Below are 17,339 nucleotides of genomic sequence, written 5' to 3' on the forward strand. Positions count from 1 at the left end.
CTTCCGGACGCGTTTTGCTATACCATGCGCGCCGGATTACTGGCCCAACCAAGCTGTGCATTACCGGGCCACTGCGTTACACCCACAATGCCAATACGAAATGGAGCAACATCCATGAACAGCCTGACCCGCGCCGCACTGGGTAGCACCCTGATGCTGGCCAGCAGCCTTGCACACGCCTATCCCCTGCTGTGGCAGAACAACAGCATTACCTATCTGTACGGCACCGACTTCCAGGTTGATCCTGACACCCAGCAAACCGTGACCTTCGAGCACGCCAGCGGCTGGACCAAGGGTGACCTGTTCGCCTTCTTCGACACCATCCACTACAACGGTGGTACCAACAGCGAAGACCAGAACAGCAGCTACTACGGTGAAATCTCCCCGCGCCTGTCGCTGAGCAAGATCACCGGCCAGAGCTTCGCCTTCGGCCCGATCACCGACGTACTGCTGGCCGGCACCTACGAGTTTGGCCGCAACGACGTTAAAAACTACCTGCTCGGCCCGGCCGTTGACCTGAGCATCCCCGGCTTCGACTACTTCCAGCTGAACACCTACTACCGTCATGCCGATACCGACGAAGGCGGCCGCGGCGTATGGCAGATCACGCCGGTCTGGGCCTACACCGTACCGGTGGGCAACTCCGACATCCTGATCGACGGCTTCATCGACTGGGTGGTCGACAACGACGGCGACAACTACCACGCCAACCTGCACATCAACCCGCAGGTCAAGTACGACCTGGGCAAGTCGCTGGGCTGGTCCGCCAAGCAGCTGTACACCGGTATCGAGTACGACTACTGGAAGCACAAGTACGGCATCCAGAACGGCAACTTCGGACTGGACACCCACCAGAGCGCGACCAACCTGATCGTCAAGTTCCACTTCTGATCAGGACATAAAAAAACCGCGGCCAAGGCTGCGGTTTTTTTACGCCAGAATCGCGCCGATCAATACCCCCGCAGCGCCGCAAAGCGGTTGGCGTGATAGCGGTAGTCGCCAAACAGCGTCTGCACACTGCGCGCGCGCTTCATGAACAGGCCGATATCAAACTCGTCGGTCATGCCCATGCCGCCGTGCATCTGCACCGCTTCGTTGGTCGCCAGCTCGGCCACTTCGCAGGCCTTGGCCTTGGCCAGACTGACCCACTGCGCTGCCTCGGCGTCACCGGCATCCAGCGCCATCTGCGCCTTCAGCACCGCCGACTTGACCAGCTCCAGCTCGCTGAACAGATGCGCGCAACGATGCTGCAGCGCCTGGAAAGTGCTCAGGGTTACGCCAAACTGCTTGCGCTCCTGCAGATAGGCGACAGTGCGCTCGAATACCTCCAGCGACAGGCCCAGCAGCTCGCCGGCCAGCTGTGCGTTAACCACGTCCAGGGTCAGCTCAAGCGCAGCCCAGGCATTGCCCGCTTCACCCAGCAAATCACCCGCGGCAACCTTCACGTTGTCAAAGCTGACAATCGCCGCATTGCGGCTATCCGCCATGATGGTGCGCTCGACACTCACGCCCGGCGCAGTGCGGTCCACCAGCACCAGACTGATACCGGCCTGATCAGCTTCGGCGCCCGCGCTGCGGGCGGAGACGATCAGTTTGTCGGCCACATGGCCGTCGACCACGAAGGTCTTGCGGCCATTGAGCAGATACCCGCCATCAGCCGCCTGCAACCGGGTTGCTACCCGGTTCGGCGCGTGCCGCGGCGCTTCATCAACCGCCAGCGCCAGCAGCAAACTGCCTTCGGCGACCTGCGGCAGCAGCGCCTGCTGCTGTTCGCTGGAGCCGGCCAGCAGCAGCGCGGCCACACCGCCAATGGCGGTCGAGATCAAGGGTGACGCACTCAGGTTGCGACCAGCCTGCTCGCTGACCTGACCCATGCCGACGTAGCCAAACTGGGCACCGCCGAGGGCTTCGGGGATCAGGGTGCCGACAAAACCCATCTCGACCATGCTCTGCCACAGCTCGCGGGAGAAGCCGGTTTCGTCGCGGCTGTCGCGCAGCGCACGCAGCTGGCTGACCGGGGCGCTCTCGCTCAGAAAACGCTTGGCCGCGTCCTTGAGCATCTGTTGTTCTTCGTTAAGTACCAAAGCTGCCATGATGCTGTCCCCTCACTGAAGGCCGAGAATGTTGCGGGCGATGACGTTGAGCTGCACCTCGCTGGTGCCGCCCTCGATCGAGTTGCCCTTCGAGCGCAGCCAGTTACGGGCGATGGCCCCCTCGCGAGACGCCTCCCCTTCCCAGAGCAGACCGTCACTGCCATGCAGGGCAACCATCAGCTCCTGCCGACGCTTGTTCAGCTCGGTGCCGTAGTACTTGAGCATGGCCGAGGCCGCGCCCACGCCCTGACCGGCCTTGGCTTCATCCAGCACCCGCTCGGCGGTCAGCGCAAAGACAGCCGCATCCAGATCCCATGTCGCCAGCTCGCCACGCAGCATGCCATCGGCCAGCTTGCCGTCTTCCAGCCCAACAGCATCCACCGCAATCTGCGGCAGGGTCTTCTGACCTGCGGCGGTGCGGCCCATGCCGCCAATCATTTCCCGCTCGTGGGTCAGCAGATACTTGGCGATGGTCCAGCCGGCGTTGATCTCGCCCACGACCTGGCTTTTTTCCACCCGCACATTGTCGAGGAAGGTTTCACAGAAAGGTGAGCTGCCGGAAATCAGCTTGATCGGCCGAGTGCTGACACCGGGGGTGGTCATGTCGAACAGCACCAGACTGATGCCCAGCTGCTTCTTGGCATCCGGGTTGGTACGCACCAGACAGAACATCCAGTCGGCCTTGTCGGCGTAGGAGGTCCAGATCTTCTGGCCATTGACGATAAAGTGGTCGCCGTGGTCTTCGGCACGGGTCTGCAGGCCGGCCAGGTCGGAGCCGGCACCCGGCTCACTGTAGCCCTGACACCAGCGGATTTCACCGCGGACAATCGGCGGCAGATGCTGACGCTTGAGTTCTTCGGAGCCGAACTTGAGAATCGCCGGGCCGATCATCCAGACACCGAAACTCGACAGCGGCGGGCGCGCATTGATGCGCGCCATCTCTTCACGCAGCACCTTGTGCTCCTGCTGACTGAGGCCACCGCCACCATACTCGGTTGGCCAGTCGGGTGCGGTCCAGCCGCGTGCGGCCATGCGTTCGAGCCAGAGTTTCTGGTCTTCGCTGGCAAAGGTGAAGTTGCGTCCACCCCAGCAGGCATCGTTATCCGAGCGCTGCGGCGTGCGCATGCTCTGCGGGCAGTTCTCTTCCAGCCAGTCGCGGGTTTGCTGGCGGAATACGTCCAGATCGGCCACGGGCATTCTCCTTTGTTGTCGTTGTGAGTGGTCCGACAGCAAAGATACTCCGGCAGGCGCCTCGCGGAAGCGGCTGTTGACTGACCGAATAGTCACCCATCATTGGGGATGATGCTCAAACACGCTCGCTGCGGCAGTACTGCCTCGGCGTCATGCCCTTCCAGCGGCGAAATGCATGAACAAAGTTGGACACCTCGCCATAACCAAGCCGCACCGCCACCGCCTCCAGTGACAGCCCCGGCATGCGCAGCAGTTCCTCGGCCAGCGCTTCGCGGGTTTCCTCCTGCAACTGACGGAAGCTGGTCTGCTCTTCGCCCAGACGACGGCGCAGCGTGCGCTCGGTCAGATGCAGCCTGGCCGCAACAGTCGGCATGTCCGGCAACGCAGCGCCCCCCTCCAGCAGCAACTCACGCACCCGTCCCGCCAGCCCGTCACGCGCCCGGTAGCGTTGCAGCAACTGATGGCATTGCAGCTCGCAAGCCTCACGCATGGCGGGGTTGTCGCCGGGCAATGCCCGGGCCAGTAGTTCCGGGTCCAACTCCAGCAGGTGCTCTTGGGCATTGAACTGGGGCGTACAGCCATAGGCTTCGGTGAAAGCCGCCAACTGCTCAACGGGCGGCGCAGGCAATGCCAGTTGGACCGACTTGAAAGGCTGCCGCAGCCCGGTCAGCTCACGGTGAATGCGCGCAATAGCGGAGCTGTCGCGCAGCAGCAGAAAACGGCGTACTGACGGCTCAACCCAGCTGTCATCCACCACCAGCCAGTGGCCAGAGGCATCCTTGCGGGCATGGATACGACAGAAGGCAAAGGTCAGATCGAGGTAGCGCAACCCCATGTCCAGCGCCTCGCCGAGTGAGGCACTGCACAGCAACGCATATCCCCAGATTCCGTAACGGCTGAGCTGGTAGCGACGCCCGGCCAGCAGCCCCAGCAGCGGCTGTTCGGGCAAACCGGCCAGCAGGTTGCTGACCACCTGCAGCTCCTGCGCGGCCTCGACCTGCGCTTGCCCGTCGGCCAGCGCCATCACATCCAGTCCGGTCTGGGCGAGGCATTGCGGCACCGTCAGGCCCAGTTCCGTGCCCAGCTGGGTCATCAGTTGCACGCTGCCAACATTGCGCAGGCGTGGCCAGGGAGGTGTCGAGGCGGTCATGGCGTGTCCGAAACTCACAATTTTTTGACCGACTATGCCATACCCGCGCCGCCAGGCAACACCTAATATGCTGACAACAGGAGGAAGCACACAATGACAAAAACACGCTCACCTGCCGCACCACTCGACGCCATCATCATTGGCAGCGGGTTTGGCGGCCTCGGTATGGCCATCCAGCTGGATCGCGCCGGCATCAGCCAGCTTCTGGTGCTGGAAAAGGCCGCCGACATCGGCGGCACCTGGCGCGACAACCACTATCCGGGTTCGGGCTGCGATGTGCCCTCACACCTGTATTCCTACTCGTTTGAACCGCGTACCGACTGGCCGCACAAGTACGCACGCCAGGACGAAATCCACGCCTATATCCGCCACTGCGCAGGCAAATACCACCTGCGCGAGCGCATTCGCCTCAATTGCGAAGTCCGCGACGCTCGCTTCGACGCCGACAGCGGCTGCTGGCAGGTCACTACCGCCAGCGGAGAAACCCTGGTCGCACGCAACCTGATCGCCGCCACCGGCCAGCTCAACCGCCCGCTGATGCCGAACATCGACGGGCTCGGCAGCTTTGCCGGCCCGGCCTTTCATTCTGCCGAGTGGCAGCACGACGTTGATCTGAAGGACAAGCGGGTCGCGGTGATCGGTACCGGCGCCTCGGCAATACAGTTCGTGCCGCAGATCGTGCCCGAGGTTGCCCAGCTCGACCTGTACCAGCGCAACGCCGCCTGGGTGCTACCCAAGGATGATGCCGAGTACAGCGATTCGCGCCGACGCTGGCTGAGTCGCCTGCCGCTGCTTCATCAGCTGGATCGTGCATGGCAGTACCTGACCCACGAAGTCCGCGCGCTGGCTTTCGTGCATTTCCCGGCACTGGTCAAAAGCAGTGAACGGGCCGCCAAGCGTCATCTGGACCGTCAGGTCAGCGACCTCGCCAAGCGCGCCGCACTGACCCCGGACTACCCGATGGGCTGCAAGCGCATCCTGATCAGCAACAACTACTACCCGGCGCTGGATCAAAAGCACGTCAACATCGTCAGTGACGGCATCGAGAAAATTGTCCCGGAAGGCGTCGTCACCAACGACGGCACCCTGTATCCGGCCGACGTGCTGATCTACGGCACCGGCTTTGCCGCCACCGAGTTCCTCGCGCCGATCCGCATCAGCGGGCTGGACGGCAAAGACCTGAACGACGCCTGGCGCGACGGCGCAGAAGCCTACAAGGGCATCTCGGTCTCCGGCTTCCCCAATCTGTATGTGCTCTACGGGCCAAACACCAACCTCGGCCACAACTCGATCATCTACATGCTGGAAAGCCAGTTCCGCTATGTCGTTGCCTGCGTAAAGGCCGTGCGCGATCGTGGTCTGCGTTACCTTGATCTGCAGCCCGAAGTGCAGGTGCGCTACAACCGGCAGCTGCAGGAAGATGCCCGCGGCACGGTCTGGGCCCGGGGCTGCCAGAGCTGGTACCTGACCGCCGACGGCAAGCAGACCGTCAACTGGCCCGGCTTTACCTTCACCTATCGATACATGACCCGCAAACCGACATGGAGTGACTATGTCCAGGTACGTTGATGAGCTGTATCGCAACCCAGGGCAGCCCGGGTTGCGCGCCCTGCTGCGCGGCATGCTGAAACTGCTGTTTCGCGGTCTGATCCGCCCGCCCGTGCCCTTTGCCGTGCAGGCACTGGTGCTGCGCCTGCTGACCCTCGGCATGCCGCTGGCCAAAGGCGTGACTCGCAGCGCAGAGCGGATCGCCGGACGGCCCTGCATGTGGCACCGCCCGGCCGCTGGGGGCAACGGCCGCGTGCTGCTGTACCTGCACGGCGGCGCCTTCGTCATCGGCTCGCCGCAGACCCACCGCGGCACCTGCTCGGCCCTGGCCGCCCGTGGCCAGTTCGATGTCTGCGCACTCGATTACCGACTGGCGCCGACGCACCCGGCACCGGCGGCCTGTGACGATGCGGTCGCCGCCTATCAGGCCCTGCTGCAGCGAGGCTATGCGCCCGCGCAGATCACCCTGATCGGCGATTCGGCGGGCGGCAACCTGGTACTGGTGACCGCGCAGAAACTGGCCGAGCTCAAGCTGCCGCTGCCGGCCTCGCTGGTGTGCTTTTCACCGGTCACCGACATGACCGCCGAACAGCTGCACGCGCCTGCGGCCGGCGATCCACTGCTGCATCCGTCCTGGCTAGACAGCGCCCGCGACGCCTACTGCCCGGCCGGGCTGGACCGCGCCGACCCGATGGTGTCGCCGCTGTTCGGCCAGCTCAAGGGCCTGCCGCCATTGCTGCTGCAGGTCGGTGAAGACGAGGTGCTGCTGAACGACAGCCTGCGGCTGGCCGAAGCCGCGCGCGCAGCCGACGTTGCCGTACGGCTGGAGCGCTACGAAGACCTGTGGCACGTATTTCAGGCCCACGCCGGGCTGCTGCACAGCGCCGATGCGGCGCTGCAGCGGGTGGTGGACTTTGTGAACAGCGCTCAGACCGACTCGGTAAGCTGATCCCGGTGAATCGCGTAAGGCCCCCAGGCCTGACGCACCGGCACCACTTCCAGCCGGTTGATGTTCATGTGCGCCGGCAGCGCGGCGATGTAGCCCACCTGTGCGGCTACATCGTCGGCGGTGAGCGGCACCGTGCCCTGATAGACCTTGTCCGCGGCACCCGAGTCCCCGGCGTTGCGCACCAGACTGAACTCGGTCTCGGCAATACCCGGCGCCAGATCAGTCACCCGCACGCCGGTGCCCTGCAGGTCACAGCGCAGGTTGTAGGAAAACTGCTGCACGAACGCCTTGCTGGCACCGTAGACATGACTGCCCGGATACGGATTGCCGGCGGCAGTGGAGCCGATGTTGATGATGGTTGCACCGCTACCCCAGGCGATCAGTTTAGGCAGCACCGCGTGGGTGACGTTGACCAGTCCGGTGATGTTGGTGTCGATCATGGTGTGCAGGTCGCTCAACTCAACCGCCTGCGCCGGGCCCGGCGCCAGCGCCAGCCCGGCGTTGTTGACCAGCACCTGAATCCCGGAGAACGGCTCCGGCAGCTCATCGATGGCGCGCTGCACGGCGATGGCATCGCGTACGTCCAGCTGCAGCGGCAGAACGCTGGTCAGCTCGCTGAGTTCATCGGCCAGCGCCTGCAGCCGCTCCAGACGGCGACCACAGAGAATCAGCGGCCAGCCCTGGCGCGCCAGACAGCGCGCGCTGGCGGCGCCAAACCCGGAGGTTGCGCCGGTAATCAATACTGCACCTTGCATGGGTATGTCCTGTTCATAATGAGATCACTAGCCGCAGTGGAAAGCGTTGGCGAGGCAGTCAGCGCAAGGCAAGAGTCGGCGAAACAGCGCAGTTTACGAACAGTAAATGAGCATGTTGAACCGACTCTTAACGCTGCGCTGGCCACGCAGCCAGCGTTCAACGCGGCTAGCGCCGTTCTTCTCGAATAAAAGGCTCCCCCAACGCCCCGGGCTGGCTGCTGCTGTCGCGGCTGGCCAGGGCTACCCAGATCATCACCCCGAGGGTGACGGCGTAGGGGGTCATGAATACGAAGTACTGCGGCAGGCGAATACCGGAGGCGGCCATCTGCGGAATCAGCGCCTCGATACAGCCAAACAGCACGGCACCGGCCAGCGCCTTCCACGGCGACCAGCGGGCAAAAATCACCAGCGCCACGGCAATCCAGCCGCGCCCGCCAACCATGTCGGCGATCCACATCTTGGTGCTCAGCACCGAGATATAGGCACCGGCCAGACCGATCAGCATGGAGCCGGCAACAATGGCGGCGCAGCGATAGCCCAGTACCGGAATACCGGCGGCATCCGCCGCCTGCGGGTTCTCGCCGACCGCACGCAGGCGCAGACCCAGCACACTGCGATTGAGCACCAGCACCACCACGACGAAGATCAGCGGCGTAACGAATACCAGCGGGTTCTGCACAAACAGCTTGCCCACTACCGGCAGCTCCGAAAACGGCCAGAGCGAGACCGCGTGCAGCCCGGCGACCGGCTTGTTGGTCCAGTCCAGCAGGGTGCCGAGCAAGCCGGTCAGGCCCTGACAGAAGAACACCAGTGCAAGGCCCGCGATCACCTGATTGATGCGCATCACCAGCACCATCAGGGCAAACAGCAGCGAGACAACCCCGGCCGCGCACATCGCCAGAATCAATGCCCAGACGGTTGCGCCGCCGGTCATCAGTGACGCGCCGATCCCTGCCAGCGCACCCACCAGCATCAAGCCCTCGGCACCCAGTGCCAGCACCCCGGAGCGTTCGATCACGATCAACCCGAGCGCCGCCAGCGCAAAGGGCACGGCAAAGTCGGGAATGTTGCCGATCCAGCTTGCAATCATGTCCATCAGACCTGCCCTCCCTGAATGCGGCGAATACGGTGGCGGATAAAGAACTCCGAAGACGCCACGCAGATCACCAGAATCGCCTGGATCAACTGCACCATCGAGAACGGAATCTGATAGAACACCTGCAGACTGCGCCCGGCGACAAACAGGGTGGCCACCAGCACCGCTACCACGGTCGCGGCAATCGGCTGATTGCGCGCCAGAAAGGCGATCAGAATCCCGGAAAAGCCATAGCCAGCGTAGAAGGAATGGGTCAGCCGCCCCTCCTGCCCGGCGGTAATCATCAGCCCGGCCAGACCTGCCAGCGCGCCCGACAGCAGAACGGTACCGAGGATTACCCGCTTGACCGGCACACCGACTGCGCGGGCCACGCCCGGGCTGCTGTCGACAAAGCGCAGGTACAGGCCAGCGCGCGAGATACCGGTAAACCAGAGCACGAACAGCGCGACCACCAGCGCCAGCACCACCGCCAGACTGACGCCATCGAACAGCTCGGGCAGACGCTCGAATACCTTGTACTGCGGCGAATAGGGGAAGGAGTCACGCGGGTCCTTCCAGCTGCCGTAGACCAGATGCAGCAGGAAGTTGATCGCAATGTAGTTGAGCATCAGCGTGGAGATGATCTCGTTGACCTTCAGGTGCAGCTTGAGCAGCACCGGCGCCAGCGCCCAGAGCAGGCCGCAGACCATGGCGCAGACCATCATCAGCGGCAGGCGCAGCGACGGCGGCCCGATCTCGAACAGCGAAACGGCCGTCGCGCCAATCGCGCCCCAGATCATCTGGCCTTCCAACCCCAGATTCCAGAACCGCGCACGGAACGCCAGGCAGCCGGCCAGACCGACCATGATCAGCGGCGCGGCCTGAAACAACACCGCGCGCAGACTCTGGCTGTCGAACAGGGTGAGGATGACAAACTCATTGAGCAGCTCACCGGCGGGCACCCCGGCGCTGACCAGAATCGCCGCCGAGATCAGCATGCCGACCAGCAACGCCAGCGCGATGACCAGCGCCTGCCAGTACCAGGCCATCTGCTGACGTACTTCAAGGGTGTACCGGCGCGCCAGCAGCGGTTGAAAATTCGTTGTATCAAACATGATTCACCATGGCCTGCCCGATTGCCTGGCGGTCCGCCGGCTGGGCAAACTCGCCGATGATACGTCCTGCCGACATCACGCCAATGCGGTCTGCCAGCGCCATCACTTCGTCCAGGTCTTCACTGATCAGCAACACCGCAGCGCCGGCATCACGCGCGCTGCGCAGCCGTTCGTGCACTGCCAGGGTGGCGCGCACATCCAGCCCGCGGCTGGGGCTGTGGACGATGACCAGTTGCGGGATGCGGGCAAACTCGCGGGCAATCACCAGCTTCTGCGCGTTGCCGCCCGACAGCAGCGCCGCCTTCTGCTGCAGCGAGCGCACGCCCTGCACATCAAACTCGGCGACCGCGGCGGCAGTGTCGGCCTCAATCCGCTTGCGGCGCAGAAACCAGAACGGCCCGTAGCGGCCGCTGTGTACATCGCCCATGGCAAAGTTGTCGCTGATCGACAGCGGTGCGGCGAGCGCCGAGCTGTAGCGGTCGGCGGGAATGCAGGCGATGCCCAGCTCGCGGCGACGGGCCGCGCTGAGGCTGTTGAGATCACCTTCACCGACCAGTTCCATCTCGCCGGACACCGGCTCGGGCAGGCCCATCAGTGCGCCGGCCAGTTCACTCTGACCATTGCCACCAACCCCGGCGATGCCGTAAATCTCGCCAGCGCGCAGCTCAAGATTGACACCGCGCAGCGCCGGCGCAGCGCCGCTGGAGCGCAGATCACGCACCGCCAGCCTGACCTCGCCCGCGTCTCGGCTGGACGGAATCTGCGGTGGAGTCGGCGCGTCGCCAACGGTCAGTTTGACCAGCTCACCGACCGACACGGTCTGCGGCTTGAGGCTGACAACCGTTGAGCCTGTGCGCATCACCGTCACCTGATCGGCGTAGCGCATGACATCATTCATTTTGTGGGTCACCAGGATGACGGCAGCGCCTTCCTGATGCGCGAAATTCTGGACCGTGGTCAGCAGGTTTTCTGCTTCCGCATCGGTCAATACCGCGGTGGGTTCATCGAGAATCAGAATGCGGGCACCGGCCAGCAGCACCTTGAGAATCTCGACCCGTTGCTGCTCGGCTACCGACAGTTGATCCACCCGCGCGTGGGGTTCGATGCTGAAACCCAGGCTGGCGGCCATGGCGGTGATCTGCTCGGCGGTCTGCGCCAGCCGCTGCCGGTAGGTACCGGCCTGCAGGTGACGAAGACCGAGCAGAATGTTCTCTGCCACGGTGAAGGGTTTCACCAGCTTGAAATGCTGGTGAACCATGCCGATGCCCTGTGCGGCAGCATCGAGCGGCCCCTTCAGACGAACCGGGTTGTCGTCGATGAACAGCGATCCGGTTTCCGGCGCATACAGCCCTGCGGCGATGTTCATCAGGGACGACTTGCCCGCTCCGTTCTCGCCCAGCAGAGCATGTACCTCGCCCCAGCGTGCGGTGAAGGAGGCCTCGGACAGCGCCTTGAAGCCGTCAAACGACTTGCTTACGCTGTCCAGCCGGATCGCGTTCGGGTTACTCATTGCTGGGTAATCACTCCCTTGACGAACCAGTCCATGGACCAGAGTTCACCGTCCGACAGCGCCTCACCCTCAGCAGCCTTGACGTTGCCGTCACGGTCAGAGATCGGGCCGGCGTAGATCAGTTTCTCGCCGTTCAGCAGTGCCTCGCGAGCAGCCATGATCTTGGCTTTCTCTTCTTCATCGATACCCTTGCCGCAGCAGGAGACGTCGGTACCGCCCTGCTCCATCGACAGCAGCGCACCGTTCTCCGCCGGGACCCAGTTGCCGGCCATGATTTTCTTCAGCTCCGGTGCCAGGAAGCGATCCCAGACCCAGACAGAGGAACACACGGTGGCCTCAGGCGCGAACTCGCTCATGTCACGGTGGTGACCAGTGCCATAGACGCCGCGCTCCTGAGCAACGATCTGCGGGGTCGGGCTGTCCACGTGCTGGCCGATGACGTCAGCGCCCTGGTCGATCAGTGCGGTGGCTGCCGCGCGCTCCTTGACCGGGTCGTTCCATGCGCCGGTGTAGATGACGGTGACGGTCGCATCCGGATTCATCTGCTGCGCGCCCATGGCGAAGGCGTTGACGGTCCAGTTCACCTGACCGAAGGGGTTGGCCGCTACAAAGCCCAGCTTGCCGGTTTCAGAAGCGGCACCCGCGGCCATGCCGCACAGGTACTGGCTCTCGTAGGTACGACCGTAGAAGGACTCCAGGTTGTGCGAGTTGGTGGTGCCGGAGCCATTCAGGAAGGCCACTTCCGGGTACTTGTCGGCCAGTTCCTTGAAGGTGTCGGAGTAACCAAAGGCGGTACCGATGATGATGTTGGCACCACGCTGAATCAGCCGTTCAACGGTCGGTTTAATCGCCGAGGCGGTTTCCGGCACGCTTTCTACGTACTGAATCTTCTGGCCAATCTCGCCTTCCAGACGCTGACGCGCCTCGTCGAACGCCTGGGTCCAGCCGCCGTCATTGCGCGGGCTGATGTAGAGCATGGCGATCTTCGCCGGGCCGGTCAGGGTAAAACCGCCTTCCTCGGCAGCAGCCAGGGTCGGCAGGCCGCAGGTGGCCAGGGCGCATACGGCGCCCGCAATCAGTTTTTTCATTGCCAAAGTCCTTCTTGCGATCAGGTGGTGTGACTACATCATGTGGTTGATACGGAACACGTTGCCTTCCGGATCCATCAGCACCGCCTGATACCAGTTGTAATAGGTGGTATACGGCGGCTTGATCAGGGTGGCGCCCGCCTCGACGGCGATCGGCACCATGCGGTCGACCTCGGCGGAGCTGTCGACGTCGATGTTGAGCAGAAACTTGCAACCGCGGGTGTCGGAGTGCTCGGCCAGATGCAGCAGCTCGTAGGCATCCGGCGCGTTGAAGCCGATACAGCAGGTGCCGGCATCCAGGCCGACGAAGATCGGCGAGCGAATCGCCTCCACTTCCGGAAAGTCGAACACCCGCTGGTAGAACCCGCTGAGCGCTTCGATGTCGCGGGCGAATACGTTGACGTAGGAAAGTTTGCTCATCTCAGGCCACCTTGCTGCCGCCAAAGGTCGTCTGACGGACGAACTTGGACTTGAGGTGATCGCCGGAGCTGACCGGTGCATACCGCGGCGTCTCGCCCTCGGCCAGGCAGCTTGGCAGGCATTCGACCATCACGTCGTAGTTGGGCTGATGGAAGAACACCAGCGACTGGCGCTGCTGATCGCCGGCGGCGTCTTCCGGCGGGTTGATCACGCGGTGCAGGGTCGAGATCCACTGGTCGTTGGTCCACTGCATCATCAGGTCACCGATGTTGACCACGAAACCGTCTTCAACAAAGGGCACATCGACCCATTCGCCGTCGCGGTTGCAAACCTGCAGGCCACCCAGTGCGCCGTCGGGTTTGACGATGGTCAGGCTGCCGTAATCGGTATGCGCACCGGCGCGCAGCTGACCTTCCTCGATACCCTCTTTCAGGTGCGGGTAACGCAGGCTGCGGAACATGCTGATGTGCTTGTCGATCTTGTCGTCGAAGAAGGTCTCCGGCAGCTCCAGCGCCAGCGCAAAGATGCGCATCAGCGAACGGGCCAGATCGCCCATGGCTTCAAAGTATTCGGTGTAGGCCTGCTGAAAACCGGGCAGGTCGGACGGCCAGACGTTAGGCGCAAAGTGCGGACCGGCCATGGCTTCGGAATAGTAGGGCTCGGCCGGTACGTTGCTCGGGCCGATCGAGAAGGATTCCTTGAGGTCGCCCGGCGCCGCCTCTTCCATCGAATAGGACAGGCTTTCCTCGGCGACTGCGCTGTAACCGCGCACCATGTCGGGACGCGGGCGGTTTGCCTTGCGCTTTTCTGCCATCGGCAGATCAAAGAACTGCGAGGTCAGGGCATAGACCCGCTCGATCAGTTCCCTGGGAATCTGATGCTCGGTAATGACCAGAAAGCCGATGTCGCGACAGGCCTGGTTGACCGCTCTGGCCACCTCAGCCTTGCCCTCGGCGGTGCCGCTGAAATAGGGTCCAAGATCGATGATGGGAACGTATTGAAGCGTCATACAACCGTTTCCTCCAAATGGAGCTCAGCGGGAGCGCTGGGCAGAAGAAGCGACGCGAGGAGTGTTCGACGCGCCATTTTCCAATCAGCGGAGACGGTTGCAGCAACTATGCCAAAAAGCGTTTTTACTTAAAAAACAAATAGATAATGAAAAGTGACCGCTTGCTTTGGAACAAACGGTCTGATCTAGAGCACTCGGTTTGTGCGTTTAGCCCAAAAAAGGGGCGGAGATATTGATCTGCATCAAGAGCGCGGACAAACGCCCTGCAACACCAATGCCTTGAGATTGGTCAGCGTCTCGGCAAAGAAGGCCGGATCTTCCAGGGTACGACCAGAGACGGCCTCAACCTGGGTACGAAAGTCGGCGTAATGCTGGGTCATCGCCCAGAGCGAAAAGATCAGATGGTGCGGCTCGACCGGTGCCAACTTACCGGCCTCGATCCAGGCATTGATGACGCTGACCTTGGATTCGACGATATCACGCAACGAGCCCTGCAGCTCGCCCAACAACAGCGGTGCCCCCTGAATGACCTCCAGACAGAACAGCCGCGACTCGGCCGGATGATCTCGCGACAGCTCCAGCTTTACGCGCAGGTAGTCACCAATCGCCTCGGACGGATCCTGTTCGACAGTGAACGCCTTGAGCGGGCTGAGCCAGACATCCATCAACTGACGCAGCACATTGATGTACAGATCTTCCTTGGAAGCAAAGTAATACAGCAGGTTGGTCTTGGACACGTCGGCCTGGCTGGCCACCTGATCAAGACTGGTGCCGTGCAAGCCGTAACGGGAAAACACATCCAGCGCCGCTTCCATGATGGCGCTGCGCTTGGTTTCCATCAGCCGCTTGCGCCGATTCAGCGTGGCCTCACTGGGCACCCGAGTCCGCGCCTTGGGCTTCTTGGCAGGTGTTGCGGGACGCTGTATCTGTTTGCTCACTGGGAGGTATGCCTCTTCTTTTAACGCCCGCATTCTACCCTTGGGGATGGCAGACAACTCAAGCCCCAAAATGGGCCCCAAAGCGAATCGGCATGCACAAACCAAGTGCTCTAATTCGGACTAAATGGTCTAACTTAAACCAGTAAAACCACCCAAACCATTGATTTAAATCAATAAAAAAAACATGGCCTGGATTGTGCTTTTCAGCTGTTCAGCGGCCGGCAGGGTATGCCGACCTTCCGAACAAATGGACCACGGAGTGCAATCCAATGAATGTAGGTATCTTCATCCCGATCGGTAACAACGGCTGGCTGATCTCCAAGAACGCGCCGCAGTACATGCCGACCTTCGACCTGAACAAGGCCATCGTGCAGCGCGCCGAGCACTACGGCTTCGAGTTCGCACTGTCGATGATCAAGCTGCGCGGCTTTGGCGGCGAGACCGAGTTCTGGGAACACAACCTCGAGTCCTTCACCCTGATGGCCGGCCTGGCCGCCGTGACCGAGCGCATCCAGCTGTTCGCCACCGCCGCCACCCTGACCCTGCCACCGGCCATCGTTGCGCGCATGGCCTCGACCATCGATTCGATCTCCAACGGCCGCTTCGGCGTCAACCTGGTGACCGGCTGGCAGAAGCCGGAGTACAGCCAGATGGGCCTGTGGCCGGGTGATGAGTTCTTCGCCAACCGCTACGACTATCTCGGTGAGTACGCCACTGTGCTGCGCGACCTGTGGACCACCGGTCGCAGCGACTTCAAGGGCGAACACTTCCAGATGGACGACTGCCGCGTCAGCCCCAAACCACAGGCCGACATGAAGGTCATCTGCGCCGGCCAGAGCGAGGCCGGCATGGCCTTCACTGCCAAGTACGCCGATTACAACTTCTGCTTCGGCAAGGGCGTGAACACCCCAACCGCCTTCGCCCCGACCGTCGAACGCCTGGTCAAGGCCACCGCAGAAAGCGGCCGCGACGTCACCTCCTGTGCGCTGTTCATGATCATCGCCGATGAGACCGACGAAGCCGCGCGCGCCCGCTGGGAGCACTACAAGGACGGCGCCGACCACGAGGCCATCGCCTGGCTCGGCGAACAGGGCGCCGCCGACACCAAGTCCAAGGGTGACACCAACATCCGCCAGATGGCCGATCCGACCTCTGCGGTGAACATCAACATGGGCACCTTGGTGGGTTCCTACGAAAATGTTGCGCGCATGCTCGACGAAGTCGCCACCGTGCCCGGCAACAGCGGCGTGATGCTGACCTTCGACGACTTCATCAAGGGCATCGAAGACTTCGGCAGCAAGATCCAGCCGCTGATGAAAAGCCGCCAACACGTTAACGAGATGCTGGAGAGCGCGTGATGAACAGCCTGACCAAACCTGTTGTCGGTCATGCACCGCTGCGCAATAACCCGACCGATGTGATTCTGCCCGCGCGCCCCGAGTCGCTGGCGATGAACAGCGGCGAGACCGCGCTGATCGTAGTCGACATGCAGAACGCCTACTCGACCAAGGGCGGCTATCTGGATCTGGCCGGCTTTGATGTTTCCAGCACCGGACCGGTGATCGAGCAGATCGCCCGCGCCATCGAAGCGGCCCGCGCCGCCGGCGTGCAGGTGATCTTTTTCCAGAACGGCTGGGACAGCGAGTACGCCGAGGCCGGTGGCCCCGGCTCGCCGAACTGGCACAAATCCAACGCGCTGAAGACCATGCGCAAGAACCCGGAACTGCAGGGCAAGCTGCTGGCCAAGGGCACCTGGGACTACGATCTGGTCGACGCCCTGCAACCGCAGCCGGGCGACCTAGTGGTGCCGAAACCGCGCTACAGCGGCTTCTTCAACACCGCTTTCGACAGCCTGCTGCGCGCCCGTGGCATCCGCAATCTGGTGTTTACCGGCATCGCCACCAACGTCTGCGTGGAATCCACCCTGCGCGACGGGTTCTTCCTCGAATACTTCGGCGTGGTGCTGGCCGACGCCACCCATCAGGCCGGCCCGGAATTCGTCCAGCAGGCCTCGCTGTACAACATCGAAACCTTCTTTGGCTGGGTCAGCAGCGTCGATGACTTCTGTAATGCCCTGACCAAGCCCGTTACCCAAGGAGCATCCGCATGAGCAAAACCACCGTACTCCCCGCCGGCACCGGCAAACCGCTGGCCCCCTACGTTCCGGGCTCGATGGCCGATGGCATTCTCTACGTCTCCGGCACCCTGCCCTTCGACAAGGACAACAACGTGGTTCACGTTGGCGATGCCGCCGCGCAAACCCGCCATGTGCTGGAAACCATCAAAGGTGTGGTCGAGGAGGCCGGCGGCACCATGGATGACGTCACCTTCAACATGATCATGCTGCGCGACTGGAGCGATTACGCCGCGATCAACACCGTCTACGCCGAGTACTTCCCGGGCGAAAAGCCGGCGCGCTATTGCATCCAGTGCGGTCTGGTAAAGCCGGACGCGCTGATCGAAATCGCCAGCATTGCCCACGTCGGCTGAGGCCGCGG

17 protein-coding genes are annotated in these 17,339 nt (G+C 62.8%); 6 read left to right on the forward strand and 11 right to left on the reverse strand.

Going from position 1 to position 17,339, the window contains the following annotated elements; translation table 11 throughout:
* The first annotated feature begins 114 nt into the window (after positions 1-114).
* Positions 115-891: an outer membrane protein OmpK gene (locus O5O48_RS03200; RefSeq protein ID WP_434006951.1), complete on the forward strand. Its 777-nt coding sequence runs from the start codon at positions 115-117 to the stop codon at positions 889-891.
* 59 nt (positions 892-950) lie between these two features.
* Here O5O48_RS03200 and O5O48_RS03205 read toward each other — a convergent pair whose 3' ends face one another.
* The 3 genes from O5O48_RS03205 to O5O48_RS03215 all read right to left on the reverse strand — a co-directional run bounded on the left by O5O48_RS03205 (position 951) and on the right by O5O48_RS03215 (position 4,434).
* Positions 951-2,093: an acyl-CoA dehydrogenase family protein gene (locus tag O5O48_RS03205; RefSeq protein WP_269688132.1), complete on the reverse strand. Its 1,143-nt coding sequence runs from the start codon at positions 2,091-2,093 to the stop codon at positions 951-953.
* 12 nt (positions 2,094-2,105) lie between these two features.
* Positions 2,106-3,284, reverse strand: a complete 1,179-nt coding sequence (locus tag O5O48_RS03210; RefSeq protein WP_269688133.1) for an acyl-CoA dehydrogenase family protein — start codon at positions 3,282-3,284, stop codon at positions 2,106-2,108.
* A gap of 115 nt (positions 3,285-3,399) precedes the next feature.
* Positions 3,400-4,434, reverse strand: a complete 1,035-nt coding sequence (locus tag O5O48_RS03215; RefSeq protein ID WP_269688134.1) for an AraC family transcriptional regulator — start codon at positions 4,432-4,434, stop codon at positions 3,400-3,402.
* Positions 4,435-4,527: 93 nt separating this feature from the next.
* Between O5O48_RS03215 and O5O48_RS03220 the strand changes: the two genes are divergently transcribed.
* A complete protein-coding gene (locus O5O48_RS03220; RefSeq protein WP_269688135.1) occupies positions 4,528-6,003 on the forward strand; it encodes a flavin-containing monooxygenase in 1,476 nt (491 codons plus the stop codon).
* Entirely contained in the window at positions 5,987-6,931 is a 945-nt protein-coding gene (locus O5O48_RS03225; protein ID WP_269688136.1) for an alpha/beta hydrolase, read from the forward strand. The genes O5O48_RS03220 and O5O48_RS03225 overlap by 17 nt, the downstream gene beginning before the upstream one ends.
* On the opposite strand, the gene O5O48_RS03230 is transcribed toward O5O48_RS03225, so the two are convergent.
* The 8 genes from O5O48_RS03230 to rutR all read right to left on the reverse strand — a co-directional run bounded on the left by O5O48_RS03230 (position 6,910) and on the right by rutR (position 14,874).
* Entirely contained in the window at positions 6,910-7,686 is a 777-nt protein-coding gene (locus O5O48_RS03230; RefSeq protein WP_233048940.1) for an SDR family NAD(P)-dependent oxidoreductase, read from the reverse strand. The genes O5O48_RS03225 and O5O48_RS03230 overlap by 22 nt on opposite strands.
* Positions 7,687-7,852: 166 nt before the next feature.
* Positions 7,853-8,782, reverse strand: coding sequence for an ABC transporter permease (locus O5O48_RS03235; RefSeq protein ID WP_088277156.1), 930 nt, complete (start codon positions 8,780-8,782; stop codon positions 7,853-7,855).
* Complete coding sequence (locus O5O48_RS03240; protein ID WP_269688137.1) at positions 8,782-9,876, reverse strand: ABC transporter permease; 1,095 nt, start codon at positions 9,874-9,876, stop codon at positions 8,782-8,784. Before O5O48_RS03240 ends, O5O48_RS03235 begins: the two co-directional genes overlap by 1 nt.
* Complete coding sequence (locus O5O48_RS03245; protein ID WP_269688138.1) at positions 9,869-11,386, reverse strand: ABC transporter ATP-binding protein; 1,518 nt, start codon at positions 11,384-11,386, stop codon at positions 9,869-9,871. Before O5O48_RS03245 ends, O5O48_RS03240 begins: the two co-directional genes overlap by 8 nt.
* Complete coding sequence (locus O5O48_RS03250) at positions 11,383-12,474, reverse strand: BMP family ABC transporter substrate-binding protein (RefSeq protein WP_088277159.1); 1,092 nt, start codon at positions 12,472-12,474, stop codon at positions 11,383-11,385. Before O5O48_RS03250 ends, O5O48_RS03245 begins: the two co-directional genes overlap by 4 nt.
* A 33-nt stretch (positions 12,475-12,507) precedes the next feature.
* The gene (locus O5O48_RS03255; protein WP_269688139.1) at positions 12,508-12,894 is read right to left on the reverse strand and encodes a VOC family protein; all 387 of its coding nucleotides are present in this window, start codon (positions 12,892-12,894) and stop codon (positions 12,508-12,510) included.
* Between the two features lies 1 nt (position 12,895).
* The gene (locus tag O5O48_RS03260; RefSeq protein WP_269688140.1) at positions 12,896-13,903 is read right to left on the reverse strand and encodes an isopenicillin N synthase family dioxygenase; all 1,008 of its coding nucleotides are present in this window, start codon (positions 13,901-13,903) and stop codon (positions 12,896-12,898) included.
* A gap of 242 nt (positions 13,904-14,145) precedes the next feature.
* A complete protein-coding gene (gene rutR / locus O5O48_RS03265) occupies positions 14,146-14,874 on the reverse strand; it encodes an HTH-type transcriptional regulator RutR (protein WP_269688141.1) in 729 nt (242 codons plus the stop codon).
* Positions 14,875-15,110: 236 nt separating this feature from the next.
* Between rutR and rutA the strand changes: the two genes are divergently transcribed.
* Genes rutA through rutC form a run of 3 tightly spaced genes read left to right on the forward strand, consistent with a single transcriptional unit; the run spans position 15,111 to position 17,331 of the window.
* Entirely contained in the window at positions 15,111-16,199 is a 1,089-nt protein-coding gene (rutA, locus tag O5O48_RS03270) for a pyrimidine utilization protein A (protein WP_233048934.1), read from the forward strand.
* A complete protein-coding gene (gene rutB / locus O5O48_RS03275; RefSeq protein ID WP_269688142.1) occupies positions 16,199-16,951 on the forward strand; it encodes a pyrimidine utilization protein B in 753 nt (250 codons plus the stop codon). The genes rutA and rutB overlap by 1 nt, the downstream gene beginning before the upstream one ends.
* Positions 16,948-17,331, forward strand: coding sequence for a pyrimidine utilization protein C (gene rutC, locus O5O48_RS03280; protein ID WP_088277171.1), 384 nt, complete (start codon positions 16,948-16,950; stop codon positions 17,329-17,331). Before rutB ends, rutC begins: the two co-directional genes overlap by 4 nt.
* Positions 17,332-17,339: the final 8 nt, after the last annotated feature.

The organism is Halopseudomonas sp. MFKK-1, assembly GCF_027474385.1.
GTDB lineage: Bacteria > Pseudomonadota > Gammaproteobacteria > Pseudomonadales > Pseudomonadaceae > Halopseudomonas > Halopseudomonas aestusnigri.